Below are 14,829 nucleotides of genomic sequence, written 5' to 3' on the forward strand. Positions count from 1 at the left end.
GCATGACCGCACCCGTGGACCCCGGCACCCCCATGCCGCCCGGCGCGGCGGTGCCGCTGGCCGCCGCCGTACCAGTGCAGCGACCGCGCGCCGCCGCGGCCGACCAGGATCCGGACCCGTTGGAGCACCCGGACCCGTACCGCGTCGCCGACGCGGCGGGCGCCGAGAATCTGCTGCGCTGCTGGGTCCGCGAGACGGGCCTCACGGAGCCCGCCGACAGCCTGCTGCGGATCTCTCTGCCCGCCAGCGGCACGCAGGCCCAGGCGGCTGTCCTGCACTGGTCGGCCACCGGCCACCACCGCTTCGGACCGGTCCGCCTCACAACCGCCCCGAGCCGCCCGCTGACCGCGGTCGCGCTCGCCGCGCTGCTGGCCCGTGAAGGCGGCGGCGCGGCGGCCGAGGGCGACGACCTGGTGGCGAGGGTGGCCGATTCGGTACGCAGGACCGCCGTGTTCGTCAGCGAGCGGCGTGCGCGGCCCGGCAGGCCCGAGCCGGAACTGCCCTTCCTGGAGTCGGAACAGGCCCTGCTCCTCGGTCACCCGACGCATCCCGCGCCCAAGGCCCGCGAAGGGCTCAGCGAGAGCGAGAGCGCCGCGTACTCGCCCGAGACGCGCGGCTCCTTCGCGCTGCACTGGCTCGCCGTGGACGCCGCCGTCCTCGCCACCGACTCCGCGTGGACCGACCGCGGCCGACCCGTACCGGCCGCCGATTTGCTGACCGCGATGGCCGGGCCAGAACTCGCGTGCCCCGCAGGCACCGCGCCGCTCCCGCTGCACCCCTGGCAGGCGCGCGACATCCTGCACCGGCCCGCCGTCCAGCGGCTGTTGGACGCCGGGCTGCTGCGTGACCTGGGCCCGGTCGGCGACCCGTGGTACGCCACCTCTTCCGTGCGGACCGTCTACCGTCCCGACGCGCCCGCGATGCTCAAGCTCTCCCTCGCGCTGCGCATCACCAACTCCCGCAGGGAGAATCTCCGCAAGGAGCTGAGGCGCGGCACCGAGGTGCACCGGCTGCTGCGCAGCGGGCTCGTCGCGCGCTGGCACGCCGCCCACCCGGGCTTCGACATCGTCCGCGACCCGGCCTGGCTGGGCGTGGACACGCCGGACGGCACACCGGTGCCCGGCCTGGACGTCGTGCTCAGGCACAGCCCGTTCGGCCCCGGCGACCAGGCGCACTGCGTGGCGGGACTCACCTCGCCGCGCCCGTGGCCCGGCGTTCCCGCGCCCGCGCTGCGCTCCCGGCTGGCCATGCTCGTCACCCGCCTCGCGGAGCGCACCGGAAGGCCCGCGACGGCGGTCGCCACCGAGTGGTTCCTGCGCTACCTCGACGCGGTCGTACGGCCGGTGCTGTGGCTCGACGGCCAGGCGGGCATCGCCCTGGAAGCGCATCAGCAGAACACTCTCGTCCTGCTCGACGCCTCCGGCTGGCCCTGCGGCGGGCGCTACCGCGACAACCAGGGGTACTACTTCCGCGAGTCGCACCGCGCGGAGCTGGAACGCCAGCAGCCGGGCATCGGGGCCGACAGCGACACCTTCGTCGCCGACGAGATCGCGGACGAGCGGATCGCCTACTACCTCGGCGTCAACAACGTCCTCGGCCTCATCGGTGCCTTCGGCTCCCAGCGGCTCGCGGACGAGCAGGTGCTGCTCGCCGCGTTCCGCCGCTTCCTGGCCGCCGCCGCGGGAGGCCGCAGCAGCCTTCCCGCCCGGCTGCTGGACGCCCCGGAACTGCGCAGCAAGGCCAATCTGCTGACCAGGCTGCACGGAATGGACGAACTCGTCGGACCGGTCGACACCCAGTCGGTCTACATCACCATGCCCAACCCGCTGACCGTCTGAGCGGACCGTCCGGCCGCGCGCCCGTCCCCGGTCCTCGCCCCCGGACCCGCACCGGATCCCCGCCGGGAACCGGCCCGGACCCCCGACGAGGACCGGACCCCGCTCAGGAGAGGAAGGAGCTCCCGTGACACCCGCCGACTCCAGTACCGAGGACACCCTCGACCTGAAGCTGCCGCCCGAGGTCCTGGCCCTCTTCGCCGCGACGGCGTTCGACGCCGCCGAACCGGACACCGAGGACCCGGCGGGCGCCGCGAGGCCAGGACTCCTCGGCGCGGCCGCCTCCTGGCCGGCCGTCGAGACCCCCGCAGGCTCCTTCCGGCTGGTGCCGGTCCGCGTCGACCGCGACCTGCCGCTGCTCACCCGCTGGATGAACGACCCGGCCGTCGCCGAATTCTGGGAGCTGGCCGGTGACGAGCGCGTCACCGAGCGGCACCTGCGCGGCCAGACCGAGGGGGACGGACGCAGCGTGCCCTGCCTCGGCGTGCTGGACGGCACGCCGATGAGCTACTGGGAGATCTACCGCGCCGATCTGGACCCGGTCGCCCGTTTCTATCCGGCCCGGCCGCACGACATCGGCGTCCACCTGCTCATCGGCGGCGTCGCCGACCGGGCACGCGGCCTCGGCGGCACGCTGCTGCGCGCCGTGTGCGACATCGTTCTGGACCACCGCCCCGGCTGCCCACGAGTGATCGCGGAACCCGACCTGCGCAACACTCCCTCCGTCGCCGCCTTCCTCACCGCGGGCTTCCGCCTGTCCGCGGAACTCGAACTGCCCGGCAAGCGGGCGGCCCTCATGATCCGCGACCGTTCGCTGCGCCACCGGCTCTGAGCCCGGCCGGCAACGCCTGCGCCCCGACATCGCGTCCTTCGGGCGCCGCCTCGACGGCGGTTCCCCGAACCCTCCTCACCCCTGCCTTCCAGGTCACCAGGTCCCCACCGCAGGAGCCCCACTGTGCTCACCCCCTCCGTGTCCGACTCCGCCGCCTGGCAGCACGCGGCCAGGCGCCTGCTGGCCAAGATGCTCGCCGAGTTCGCGTACGAGGAGGTGATCGTCCCCGAACCGGAGCCCGCCGAGGGCCCGACCGCGTACCGGCTACGGCTCAGCCCGGACGTGACCTACCGCTTCCGTGCCCGGCGCGGCGCGTACGGCAGTTGGTACGTGGACGCGGACAGCGTCACGCCGACCGGTGACCCGCTGCACTTCCTGCTGCACGGCCACGAGAGCGTGCTCGGCCTGAGCGGCGACACCACAGGGCACCTGATCCAGGAACTCCTCGCGACGCTCCGCGCCGACGTGCGGCTCGACAGCACCGCGCTGACGGCGGCCGAACTCGCCGACCTGGACTACGCCGACCTCGAAGGCCACCAGACCGGCCACCCCTGGCTGGTCGCCAACAAGGGACGTATCGGCTTCTCCGCCGCCGACGCCGCCCGCTGGGCACCCGAGGCGCGCAAGCCGGGGCGCCTGCCCTGGATCGCCGTACACCGCGACCTCGCCCAATACCGCGGTATCTCCACGCTCGCCACCCCCGATCTCCTCTACGCCGAAGAACTCACCCCCGGCACCCTCGACACCTTCCGGCACACCATCGCCGACCGGAACCGCGACCCCGCCCACTACCTGCTGCTGCCCGTCCACCCCTGGCAGTGGGACCAGGTGATCGCGCCGCTCTTCGCCCCCGCGATCAGCGACGGATCCATCCTCCACCTCACCACTGACAACGACCTGCGGCTGCCCCAGCAGTCGATCCGCACCTTCCTCAACACCAGCCGCCCGCACCGGCGCACCGTCAAGCTCCCGCTGTCCGTCCTCAACACCCTGGTCTGGCGCGGCCTGCCGACCGAACGCACGCTGGCCGCCCCGGCCGTCACCGCCTGGGTGCGGGGACTGCGGGACGCCGACCCCTTCCTGCGGGACGAGACGCGGGTGATCCTGCTCGGCGAGGTCGCCTCCGTCACCGTCGAACACCCGCAGTACGACCGGCTGCCCACCGTCCCGTACCAGTACCGCGAACTGCTCGGCTGCATCTGGCGCGAGCCGCTGGCCGCCCATCTGGAACCGGGAGAACACGCCCGTACCCTCGCCGCGCTGCTGCACACCGACCCGAACGGGCGATCTTTCACCGCCGAACTCGTCGACCGGTCCGGTCTCGCGCCCCGCGTATGGCTGCGCCACCTCTTCGCGGCGCTGCTGCCGCCCCTCCTGCGTTTTCTCTACCAATACGGCACGGTTTTCTCCCCGCACGGCGAGAACACCATCGTGGTCTACGACGAGCACGACATCCCGGTACGCCTCGCGGTGAAGGACTTCGTCGACGACATCAACATTTCCGCGGACCCACTTCCCGAACACGACGGCATGCCGGACGACGTACGCCAGGTGCTGCTCACCGAACGGCCCGAATTCCTCACCCAGTTCATCCACGCGGGCCTCTTCATCGGAGTCCTGCGCTATCTCGCGCCCCTGTGCGAAGCACAACTGGACGTGCCCGAAGCCGAATTCTGGACCCTGGTGCGGGACGAGATCATCCGCCACCAGGAGCGCTTTCCCGAACTCAAGGAACGTTTCGCCGCCTTCGACCTCCTTACGCCCCGCATCGACCGGCTCTGCCTCAATCGCAATCGGCTGCACCTCGACGGCTACCGCGACCGGTCGCAGCGCCCGCACGCCGCCGTGCACGGCACGGTCGCCAACCCCCTCCACCTTCCCCGTCCCTGAGGCGCGCCGCGGCCGAGCCGATACGATCCGAGCACGGGGACCCGGTACGGAATCCCGTACCGAACGCGTACGGGAATCACCGCGGAAAGGTGGGGGCGGCCATGCGGGAGGCAGCGGGCGTCGAACCCTGCCCGGAGTGCGGTACGGCCGTGCGGCCGGGACAACTGCTCTGCCAGGGCTGCTTCGTGCCCTTCTCGCTGATGGCCGCGGCCCGCGCCGCGCAGACCCCGCCGCAGGGAGCCGCCCCCGAGGCATCCCCGGAACCGACCGCGCTGCTGCCGAGCGCCCACGGCGCCGACTCCGAACACACCCGAGTGATCAACGTGATCCCCGGAGCGCTGCCCCGACCCCTGGAGACGCGCAGGGACGCACCGCCGCGGGCACTGCGACTGCGGTTCCCCAGCGGCGAGATCGTCGCGGTGGAGCCGGCCAACTCGATCCGGCTCGGCCGCGACCCGAAGCACTGCCCCGCCGTGCCCTTCCTCGCCGCGCACGACAATCTGTCCCGTATCCACGCCATGATCGGCGTCGAGCCCGACGGCTCCGCCTGGATCTCCGACGAGAGCTCCACGAACGGCACCTTCGTCCACGGCTACCGGCTCGCGCCCGGCGAGCGGGCACCCGTACGCCCCGGCGACACCCTCCGGCTCGCCGCCGACGTCACCGTCCGCGTACTGCTCTGACCTCCGCGTAGGCGGCGATGCAACGGGCCAGCGGGTGCTCGGGGCCCAGCGCCTGCGCGGCGTCGGCCGACAGCTCCTCGAAGCGGCGGACGACGGCGGTCGTGCCGTTCAGACCCTCCAGGGCCCGCGCCCGGCCGAAAAGCGCCGCAAATGGTGCGGCCTCGTTTTCCGCACCCTGGCGCGCGATGTGCTGGAGCGCCTGCCAGTAGCGCTCGTCCGCGTCGGTGAACCGGTCCGCGGCGAGCAGCCCCTCGGCGTCCTCCAGCAGCGCCCACAGCACATGGCCGGCGCTCCGGTCCAGCACCGTGGGACTGCGCCGTACGGGAGCGGGCCGCATCAGCGCGCGCAGCCGCTCGGCCACCTCCCCGGCGTCGGCCGGCCGGTCGTCCGGCTTCTTGGCGAGCATCCGGTGCACCAGGCGCGCGAGTCCGGCGGGCACCTCGGGGCGCCGCCGCTCGATGGGCTCCGGCGCCTCGTGGACGTGCATGTACGCGTATCCCACGGATGTCCCGGCCGAGAAGGGCGGTCCCTCGGCGAGCATCGCGTACAGCACGCAGCCGAGCGAATAGAGGTCGGACCGCGCGGTCACCTCGGCGCCGCGCGCCTGCTCGGGCGAGAAGTACGGCGGCGAGCCCATGACCGCCCGCGGATCGGTGTACCGCGTGGCGCTGTCGTCGCGGTGCGCCACCAGGCCGAAGTCGCAGATCTTGACGACGCCGTCCGGGAGAAGCATCAGATTCTCCGGCTTGATGTCCCGGTGGACGAGCCCGCGCTCATGCGCGTGCCGCAACCCGGCGCTGATCTGCGCGCCATAGGCGATGACATCGGCCACCGGCAGTCCGCCGCGGTCCAGCAGCACTTGGCGGAAGTCCGCGCCGCGCAGCAACTCCATGACGATGAACGGCCTGCCCCGGTGCTCGCCCGCGTCATGGACGGTGGCCACATTGGGATGGCTCAGCGCGGCGGCGGCCATCGCCTCCCTGCGGAACCGACCCTGGCGCTCGTCACGCTCGCCGTCGCCCCAATCGGCGCGCAGCGTCAGCACCTTCACCGCGACACGCCGCCCCAGACTCCGGTCGAGAGCCGCGTAGACCTGCCCGTACCCGCCGCCGCCCAGCGACTCCTCCAGGAGGTACCGGTCGCTGAGGACCGTACCGATCCCGATCTCCCCCGACACGTCGTCCTCGTCCCCGCTCGTTCGCCGTCGCGGCCCGGTTCACCCGGGCTCCTGCCCCGGCGGCCACGGTACGGCCATCATGGTGGGACCCGCCGCGTCCGCGCTCACCCGCGGTCCGACGGTACCGTCCGCCGGGTCCTCCTCGAAGACGAACTGACGGCCGCTGGGCAGCAGTTCCAGCCGTTCGTGCAGGACGACGGAATCCCCCTGGCGCAGATGCCACAGCGCGCCGTGCGGCAACGGCACCAACTCGTCACCAGTGGGGCGGCGGCGCCGCACCCAGGTGCCGTTCGCACTGCGCTCGTCCACCACGCTCAGCCCTGTGCCGTCGTAACTGACCATCACATGGGTACGGCTCACCGACTCGACCTCGGTGTCGTCGATCCAGGCGCCGAGGACGACACCGCCGTCGGCGGGCGCCCGGCCGACCGCGAGCGGCTCGCCCGCCGTCACCATGAAGCGGCCCCGCACCGTCCCGTCCATGACCACCTTCACCTGCGCGCGGGACGGACGGGGACCCGCGTCCGCCAGGGGCAGCCCGTGCGTCGGGCAGAGAACCTGGGATTTCCGGCGGCGGGGGAGCGCGGTGCTCGGCCGGTCGGCGGCGCCGAACAGCGGGCAGTCGGCCTCGGGACAGCGCCAGTCACGGCTGAGGACCGCCCGGTGCGCCGACCGGTCCCAGCGCCGGTACACGCCCGCCTCCAGGAGCAGCCCTTCCTCCTCCTTGCGGGAGACCTGCCACTCGGGAGGCACCGGCATGATCCGCGGCCGTACGCCGATCACGCCGTCCGGCTGGAGGAAGGGCCGCAGGAAACGGTCCCGGTTGCCGGGAATCCACGGATAGGCGCGGTGGAAGTCCAGGAAATTGTCCGCGCTGACCACCCGAAGCTCCAGCGCGTCGGCCAGCTCCAGGATGCGGTCGTCGGCCCTCGGCAGGACCTCCAGCAGCCCTTCGAGATACCAGCGGTCCAGACTCTGCCGCTCCTCGGGCGTCAGACGGCCGTCGGTCAGCAGGGAACGGTCGGTGATCGCGTACACCTGGACGGCGGGATCGCGGGTGAATTCCGCCAGCGCGTCCAGCAGACCCGACAACCGGGCCAGATCCGCCGCCCGTTCCCCGCCGAGCGCCGGTTCACGCACCACATTCGCGACGTCGATCACATATTCCGCGGCGGAGGCATCCAGAGTCAGGCGGCGCTCGAACGGCATGTGTCCAGAAGCTATCACCGCCCGACTTGAACGGTCCGCCGAACGATCCGCGGCACCCGGCGCGGACGGCGATGTCAGTGCGGCCCTCTAGGCTTGCCTCCCTATGACTGCCACGCCCCCACCCGCGCTCACCGACCTGCTGCACGCCGCCGTCACCGCCGTCGGAGGTGTCGAGCGGGCCGGTCAGGTCACCATGGCCCAAGCCGTCGAGGCCGCCGTGGACGACCAGTCCCATCTGCTCGTCCAGGCCGGTACCGGCACCGGAAAATCGCTCGGCTATCTGGTGCCCGCGCTCGCCCACGGCGAGCGCGTGGTGGTGGCCACCGCCACCCTCGCGCTCCAGCGCCAGCTCGTCGAGCGCGACCTGCCGCGCACCGTCGACGCGCTGAAGCCGCTGCTGCGCCGTGAGCCGCAGTACGCGATGCTCAAGGGCCGATCCAACTACCTGTGCCTGCACCGCCTGCACGAGGGCGTGCCGCAGGACGAGGAGGACGGTCTCTTCGACCCCTTCGAGGCCGCCGCGCCGACCAGCAAGCTCGGCCAGGACCTGCTGCGGCTGCGCGACTGGGCCGACGAGACCGAGACCGGCGACCGGGACGGCCTCACCCCCGGCGTCTCCGACCGCGCCTGGAGCCAGGTGTCGGTCACCTCGCGCGAGTGTCTGGGCGCCACCAAGTGCGCCTACGGCGCCGAGTGCTTCGCCGAGGCCGCCCGCGAGCGCGCCAAACTGGCCGACGTGGTGGTCACCAACCACGCGCTGCTGGCGATCGACGCCATCGAGGGCGCCCCGGTGCTGCCGGGCCACGAGGTCCTGATCATCGACGAGGCGCACGAACTGGTCTCCCGCGTCACCGGGGTCGCCACCGGCGAGCTGTCCCCGGGCGCCGTCAACCGCGCGGTCAAGCGCGCGTCCCGGCTGGTCAACGAGAAGGCCGCGGACGCCCTGCTCACCGCCGCCGAGGGCTTCGAGCGCGTGATGGAGCTGGCCCTGCCGGGACGACTGGAGGAGATCCCCGAGGATCTGGGGTACGTCCTCGCGGCGCTGCGCGACGCCTGCCGCCAGGTCATCACCGCCATCGGCGACACCCGCGACAAGTCCGTGCAGGACGAGGACGCGGTCCGCAAGCAGGCGCTCGCCGCGGTGGAGCACATCCACGGGGTCAGCGAGCGGCTGGTGCTCGACTCCGAATTCGACGTGGTGTGGTGCGAGCGGCACGACCGGTACGGGGCCTCGCTGCGGGTCGCCCCCCTGAGCGTGTCCGGACTGCTGCGCGAGAAGCTCTTCACCGAGCGCTCGGTGGTGCTCACCTCCGCCACCCTCAAGCTGGGCGGCGACTTCAACGGGGTGGCCGCCTTGCTCGGCCTGGCCCCCGAGGGCACCGAGGGCGAGGACGTCCCGCAGTGGAAGGGCATCGACGTCGGCTCGCCCTTCGACTACCGCAAGCAGGGCATCCTCTACGTCGCCAGGCACCTCAACCAGCCGGGCAGGGACAGCAACCGCGAGGACATGCTCGACGAACTCGCCGAGCTGATCGAGGCGGCCGGCGGCCGTACCCTCGGGCTGTTCTCGTCCATGCGCGGCGCCCAGGCCGCCGCGGAGGCCATGCGGGGCCGCCTGGACCACCCGGTGCTGCTCCAGGGCGAGGAGACGCTCGGTGAGCTGATCCGTACGTTCTCGCAGGACGCCAAGACGTGTCTGTTCGGGACGCTCTCGCTGTGGCAGGGCGTCGATGTGCCGGGTGTGAACTGCCAGTTGGTGGTGATGGACCGGATCCCGTTCCCGCGGCCGGACGACCCGCTGATGAGCGCCCGGCAGAAGTCGGTCGAGGAGCACGGCGGTAACGGCTTCATGGCCGTGGCCGCCACCCACGCGGCCCTGTTGATGGCACAGGGCGCGGGACGGCTGATCCGGGCGATGGGCGACCGCGGCGTGGTCGCCGTACTCGATCCACGGCTGGCCAACGCCCGCTACGGCAGCTTCCTGCGGTCTTCGATGCCCGACCTCTGGTACACGACCGACCGCAATCAGGTCCGGCGTTCTCTGGCGGCGATCGACGCGGCGGCGACGGCGGCGGTCGTCGGCTGACAGGGCAGGGACAGGGCAGGGACGGGACGGGGACAGGGCCGACCGGAGCGGGGCTTCAGGCTGGCGGCTGACAGGGGAGTCGTACGGCTCAGTCGACAGGAGGACGGCCGCTCAGCGGGCATGGCGGGGCCCCGGAACCGGCGCAGAGGTCCCGGGGCCCGTTCGTTGGGGTCGGTCAGACCCGGCGGAGCACCGCCACCACCTTGCCGAGGATCGTCGCCTCGTCGCCGGGGATGGGCTGGTACGCCGCATTGTGCGGAAGCAGCCACACGTGGCCGTTGTCCCGCTTGAAGCGCTTCACCGTGGCTTCGCCGTCCAGCATCGCGGCGACGATGTCCCCGTTCTCCGCGACGGGCTGACGGCGTACCGTCACCCAGTCGCCGTCACAGATCGCCGCCTCGATCATCGAGTCGCCGACCACCTTGAGCACGAACAGCTCGCCGTCGCCGACCAGTTGGCGGGGGAGCGGGAAGACGTCCTCGACCGACTCCTCGGCGAGGATCGGGCCGCCCGCCGCGATCCGGCCGACGAGCGGCACATACGAGGCGGAGGGCTTGCCCGCCGTGTCGGTGGGCTGCGGGTGGCCGCCGTCGGAGCCGCGGACCTCGTACGCGCGGGGACGGTGCGGGTCGCGGCGCAGGAAGCCCTTGCGCTCCAGGGCCATGAGCTGGTGGGCCACCGAGGACGTGCTGGACAGGCCGACGGCCTGGCCGATCTCGCGCATGGACGGCGGATATCCGCGACGCTGCACGGAGTCCCTGATGACCTCGATGACGCGGCGCTGCCGCTCGGTGAGCCCGGAGCTGTCGGCACGAATACCGGGGGGCCGCCCGGGGAGCGATCGTGCGGGCTTCGGGCTGTTGTCTTCGCCTGTCACGTCCAACGGGCCGATCCGATCCTGGGAGCGGTCATGGGCGGTCAATGTGGCGCTGTCTGCGGTGGTGGTCACGGCGGCCCCTTTTCGATGTTCTCCCACCGCATGGACTGCGGCCGGCCCGCTTCGCAGTCGCGGGCAGTTAGTACAACGGTAGTGGGTTTCGAAAGGTTGCGCCAAACACACGTTCGAGTGAATCTGCGTAAATCCGCTGACGTGATCAAGGTATCGGGTGTATTGGTCGAATGGAAGTTCGATTATCCACGGCCTGCCGAGTGTCCCGGGGGCTCCGTGCGGCTCAGTCTGCCACCCGTGCCCCGGCGGCGGGCCGTCACGACACTTCCCCTAGGCTCACCTCCGGCCGCAAGCGCGACACGCGGAGCGACGGTGTTTGCCCGCCGCCCCCAGATCTAGTGGTTGTATATGCACCAGCCACCACCCGTAGTGGTTTCGCGGGGGGCCGGCGGCCGCAAACTCCGCAGGATCGCCTATGCTTGGGACTGCTTCGAGGGGCCGACAAGGCTCCCCGAAGGCCATTTCGTCGTGCGCTCACCGCGGGTGAGGAAGGGAGCCGGGAACCATGCACTGCCCCTTCTGCAAGCACCCCGACAGCCGCGTCGTCGACAGCCGCACCACCGATGACGGCACCTCGATCCGCCGCCGTCGGCAGTGCCCGGACTGCGGTCGCCGTTTCACCACGGTCGAGACCGCGTCACTGATGGTCATCAAGCGCAGCGGAGTGACCGAGCCTTTCAGTCGCAGCAAGGTGATCGCGGGCGTGCGCAAGGCATGCCAGGGCCGCCCCGTCACCGAGGACGCCCTCGCCCAGCTCGGGCAGCGCGTCGAGGAGGCGGTCAGGGCCACCGGCAGCGCCGAGCTGTCGACCCACGACGTGGGACTGGCCATACTCGGTCCGCTTCAGGACCTCGACCTGGTCGCGTATCTGCGCTTCGCCTCGGTCTACCGGGCGTTCGACTCGCTCGAGGACTTCGAGACGGCCATCACGGAGCTGCGCGAGCAGTTGCCACCCACCACTCCCGGCGGGCTCGACGAGGACCTCGGAGTCCCCGCGCCCGCAGTCGCCGCCGACTGAGCGGAACGGCGGGGACCCACAGATTTGCCGGAGCGCCAGGTGCGCCGAGGCGGCAGACATCACCGTGTTGCGGGAAGATCCGCGCACATTAGGGCGTTTTCGCCCGTATAGGGAGGCGGAATGACAGAGACGACGAGCGGCCCGGCACGCGGTTCCCGTACCAAGGGATCCAAGGCGAGCAAGGGTCTGCGCATCGAGCGCATCCACACCACCCCCGGCGTGCATCCGTACGACGAAGTGGTCTGGGAGCACCGTGACGTCGTCATGACCAACTGGCGCGACGGCTCGATCAACTTCGAGCAGCGTGGCGTCGAGTTCCCCGACTCCTGGTCGGTGAACGCGGTCAACATCGTCACCAGCAAGTACTTCCGCGGCGCGGTGGGCAGCCCCAAGCGCGAGAAGAGCCTGAAGCAGCTCATCGACCGAGTGGTGCTCACCTACCGCAAGGCGGGCGAGGACCACGGATACTTCGCCTCCCCCGCGGACGCCGAGATCTTCGAGCACGAGCTGACCTACGCGCTGCTGCACCAGGTGTTCAGTTTCAACTCCCCGGTGTGGTTCAACGTCGGCACCGCTCAGCCCCAGCAGGTCTCCGCCTGCTTCATCCTGTCCGTCGACGACTCCATGGAGTCGATTCTCGACTGGTACAAGGAAGAGGGCATGATCTTCAAGGGCGGTTCCGGCGCCGGCCTGAACCTCTCCCGGATCCGCTCCTCCAAGGAGCTGCTCTCCTCCGGCGGCAACGCCTCGGGACCGGTCTCCTTCATGCGCGGCGCGGACGCCTCCGCGGGCACCATCAAGTCGGGCGGCGCCACCCGCCGCGCCGCCAAGATGGTCGTCCTGGACGTCGATCACCCCGACGTCGAGGCGTTCATCGAGACCAAGGTCAAGGAAGAAGAGAAGATCCGCGCCCTGCGCGACGCGGGCTTCGACATGGACCTGGGCGGCGACGACATCACGTCGGTGCAGTACCAGAACGCCAACAACTCCGTCCGTGTGAACGACGAATTCATGAAGGCGTACGAGTCCGGCTCGAAGTTCGGGCTGCGCGCCCGGATGACCGGTGAGGTCATCGAGGAGGTCGACGCCAAGGCGCTCTTCCGCAAGCTCGCCGAGGCCGCGTGGGCCTGCGCCGACCCGGGCATCCAGTACGACGACACGATCAACCGCTGGCACACCTCGCCGGAGACGGGCCGGATCACCGCCTCGAACCCGTGCAGCGAGTACATGCACCTCGACAACTCGAGCTGCAACCTCGCCTCGCTCAACCTCATGAAGTTCCTGCGCGACGACGGCAAGGGCAACCAGTCCTTCGACGCCGAGAGCTTCGCCAAGGTCGTCGAGCTGGTCATCACCGCGATGGACATCTCCATCTGCTTCGCCGACTTCCCGACCCAGAAGATCGGCGAGACCACCCGAGCCTTCCGCCAGCTCGGCATCGGCTACGCCAACCTCGGCGCGCTGCTGATGGCGACCGGCCACGCGTACGACTCCGACGGCGGTCGCGGCCTCGCCGGTGCCATCACTTCGCTGATGACCGGCACTTCCTACAAGCGCTCCGCCGAACTGGCCTCGGTCGTCGGCGCGTACGAGGGCTACGCCCGCAACGCGGATGCCCACAAGCGCGTCATGAAGCAGCACTCCGACGCCAATGGCGCCGCCACCCGCGTGGACGACCTGGACACCCCCGTCTGGGCCGCGGCCACCGAGGCCTGGCAGGACGTCGTCCGGCTGGGCGAGAAGAACGGTTTCCGTAACGCGCAGGCGTCGGTGCTCGCGCCGACCGGCACCATCGGCCTGATGATGGACTGCGACACCACGGGCGTCGAGCCGGACCTGGCCCTGGTCAAGTTCAAGAAGCTCGTCGGCGGCGGCTCGATGCAGATCGTCAACAACACGGTGCCCGCGGCCCTCAAGCGGCTCGGATACCAGGCCGAGCAGGTCGAGGCGATCGTCGCCCACATCGCCGAGCAGGGCAATGTGATCGACGCCCCGGGTCTGAAGCCCGAGCACTACTCGGTCTTCGACTGCGCCATGGGTGAGCGCGCGATCTCCGCCATGGGTCACGTACGGATGATGGCCGCCGCCCAGCCGTTCCTGTCGGGCGCGATCTCCAAGACGGTCAACCTGCCGGAGACGGCGACCGTCGAAGAGGTCGAGGAGGTCTACTTCGAGGGCTGGAAGCTCGGCCTGAAGGCGCTCGCGATCTACCGCGACAACTGCAAGGTCGGCCAGCCCCTCTCGGCCAAGAAGAAGGACGAGAAGCCGGCCGAGGCCGCCGCCGAGGCGCCCGCCGCAGTCGAGAAGGTCGTCGAGTACCGTCCGGTCCGCAAGCGCCTGCCCAAGGGCCGCCCCGGCATCACCACGTCCTTCACGGTCGGCGGCGCCGAGGGCTACATGACGGCGAACTCCTACCCGGACGACGGCCTCGGCGAGGTCTTCCTCAAGATGTCCAAGCAGGGCTCCACCCTCGCGGGCATGATGGACGCCTTCTCCATCGCCGTCTCGGTGGGCATGCAGTACGGCGTCCCGCTGGAGACCTACGTCTCGAAGTTCACCAACATGCGCTTCGAGCCCGCCGGTCTCACCGACGACCCGGACGTACGGATGGCGCAGTCGATCGTCGACTACATCTTCCGCCGCCTGGCGCTGGACTTCCTGCCCTTCGAGACCCGCTCCGCGCTGGGCATCCACTCCGCGCCCGAGCGGCAGCGCCACCTGGACACCGGCTCCTACGAGGCCGCCGAGGAAGAGGTCGACGTCGAGGGCCTGGCGCAGTCCGCGCCGCGCGAGGTCCGCGAGGCAGAACCCCGTAAGCCGCTGGCCGTGGCCAAGCCCGAAGCGGGCGCGGCGGCGGTACCGGCGCCCAAGGAAGCGCACAACTCCACGGAACTGCTGGAGATCCAGCTCGGCCTCAACGCCGACGCGCCGCTGTGCTTCTCCTGCGGCACCAAGATGCGCCGCGCGGGGAGCTGCTACCTGTGCGAGGGCTGCGGATCGACGAGCGGTTGTAGCTGACATCCGGGCGCGGCCCGTTTGTTGAACTGACTGGTCAGGGCGGTGGGGGGGGGGGGGGGGGGGGGGGGGCCCCCCCCCCCTCCCCCCCCCCCCCCCCCCCCCCTCCCCCCCCCCCCCCCGGAAAAACCCCCC

General features: G+C 71.2%; 10 protein-coding genes. 7 read left to right on the forward strand and 3 right to left on the reverse strand.

All coding sequences use genetic code 11. The features are described from left to right. Positions 1–2 precede the first annotated feature (2 nt). The 4 genes from ACZ4EF_RS33295 to ACZ4EF_RS33310 all read left to right on the forward strand — a co-directional run bounded on the left by ACZ4EF_RS33295 (position 3) and on the right by ACZ4EF_RS33310 (position 5,240). A complete protein-coding gene (locus tag ACZ4EF_RS33295; protein WP_467507850.1) occupies positions 3–1,838 on the forward strand; it encodes an IucA/IucC family protein in 1,836 nt (611 codons plus the stop codon). Positions 1,839–1,893: 55 nt separating this feature from the next. Then, positions 1,894–2,667 (forward strand): GNAT family N-acetyltransferase, encoded by a 774-nt coding sequence (locus tag ACZ4EF_RS33300; RefSeq protein WP_467507860.1) that lies wholly within the window; start codon positions 1,894–1,896, stop codon positions 2,665–2,667. 123 nt (positions 2,668–2,790) lie between these two features. Next, the gene (locus ACZ4EF_RS33305) at positions 2,791–4,557 is read left to right on the forward strand and encodes an IucA/IucC family protein (protein ID WP_467507851.1); all 1,767 of its coding nucleotides are present in this window, start codon (positions 2,791–2,793) and stop codon (positions 4,555–4,557) included. Between the two features lie 101 nt (positions 4,558–4,658). Then, positions 4,659–5,240, forward strand: coding sequence for an FHA domain-containing protein (locus tag ACZ4EF_RS33310; RefSeq protein WP_401725328.1), 582 nt, complete (start codon positions 4,659–4,661; stop codon positions 5,238–5,240). On the opposite strand, the gene ACZ4EF_RS33315 is transcribed toward ACZ4EF_RS33310, so the two are convergent. Beyond that, positions 5,218–6,417, reverse strand: coding sequence for a serine/threonine-protein kinase (locus tag ACZ4EF_RS33315; protein ID WP_401857252.1), 1,200 nt, complete (start codon positions 6,415–6,417; stop codon positions 5,218–5,220). The two genes, ACZ4EF_RS33310 and ACZ4EF_RS33315, sit on opposite strands and share 23 nt — an antisense overlap. Positions 6,418–6,456: 39 nt before the next feature. Beyond that, positions 6,457–7,626: an FHA domain-containing protein gene (locus tag ACZ4EF_RS33320; protein ID WP_391163810.1), complete on the reverse strand. Its 1,170-nt coding sequence runs from the start codon at positions 7,624–7,626 to the stop codon at positions 6,457–6,459. 103 nt (positions 7,627–7,729) lie between these two features. On the opposite strand from ACZ4EF_RS33320, the gene ACZ4EF_RS33325 reads away from it, so the two are divergent. Continuing rightward, the gene (locus ACZ4EF_RS33325) at positions 7,730–9,712 is read left to right on the forward strand and encodes an ATP-dependent DNA helicase (RefSeq protein ID WP_467507855.1); all 1,983 of its coding nucleotides are present in this window, start codon (positions 7,730–7,732) and stop codon (positions 9,710–9,712) included. Positions 9,713–9,887: 175 nt separating this feature from the next. Here the strand turns inward: ACZ4EF_RS33325 and lexA are convergent, their stop codons facing one another. After that, a complete protein-coding gene (gene lexA / locus ACZ4EF_RS33330) occupies positions 9,888–10,661 on the reverse strand; it encodes a transcriptional repressor LexA (RefSeq protein WP_355338227.1) in 774 nt (257 codons plus the stop codon). 505 nt (positions 10,662–11,166) lie between these two features. Here lexA and nrdR point away from each other — a divergent pair. Continuing rightward, entirely contained in the window at positions 11,167–11,679 is a 513-nt protein-coding gene (gene nrdR, locus ACZ4EF_RS33335) for a transcriptional regulator NrdR (RefSeq protein WP_366567504.1), read from the forward strand. 120 nt (positions 11,680–11,799) lie between these two features. Continuing rightward, positions 11,800–14,697 (forward strand): vitamin B12-dependent ribonucleotide reductase, encoded by a 2,898-nt coding sequence (locus ACZ4EF_RS33340; protein WP_355338233.1) that lies wholly within the window; start codon positions 11,800–11,802, stop codon positions 14,695–14,697. The last annotated feature ends 132 nt before the right edge of the window (positions 14,698–14,829 follow it).

It is taken from the genome of Streptomyces sp. NPDC025721 (genome assembly GCF_055558595.1).

Bases quoted from the DNA above. Each gene is read 5' to 3' on its own strand.
- ACZ4EF_RS33320 (WP_391163810.1), bottom strand. From the start codon at position 7,626: ATGCCGTTCGAGCGCCGCCTGACTCTGGATGCCTCCGCCGCGGAATAT.
- ACZ4EF_RS33340 (WP_355338233.1), top strand. From the start codon at position 11,800: ATGACAGAGACGACGAGCGGCCCGGCACGCGGTTCCCGTACCAAGGGA.
- ACZ4EF_RS33325 (WP_467507855.1), top strand. From the start codon at position 7,730: ATGACTGCCACGCCCCCACCCGCGCTCACCGACCTGCTGCACGCCGCC.
- ACZ4EF_RS33310 (WP_401725328.1), top strand. From the start codon at position 4,659: ATGCGGGAGGCAGCGGGCGTCGAACCCTGCCCGGAGTGCGGTACGGCC.
- nrdR (WP_366567504.1), top strand. From the start codon at position 11,167: ATGCACTGCCCCTTCTGCAAGCACCCCGACAGCCGCGTCGTCGACAGC.
- ACZ4EF_RS33295 (WP_467507850.1), top strand. From the start codon at position 3: ATGACCGCACCCGTGGACCCCGGCACCCCCATGCCGCCCGGCGCGGCG.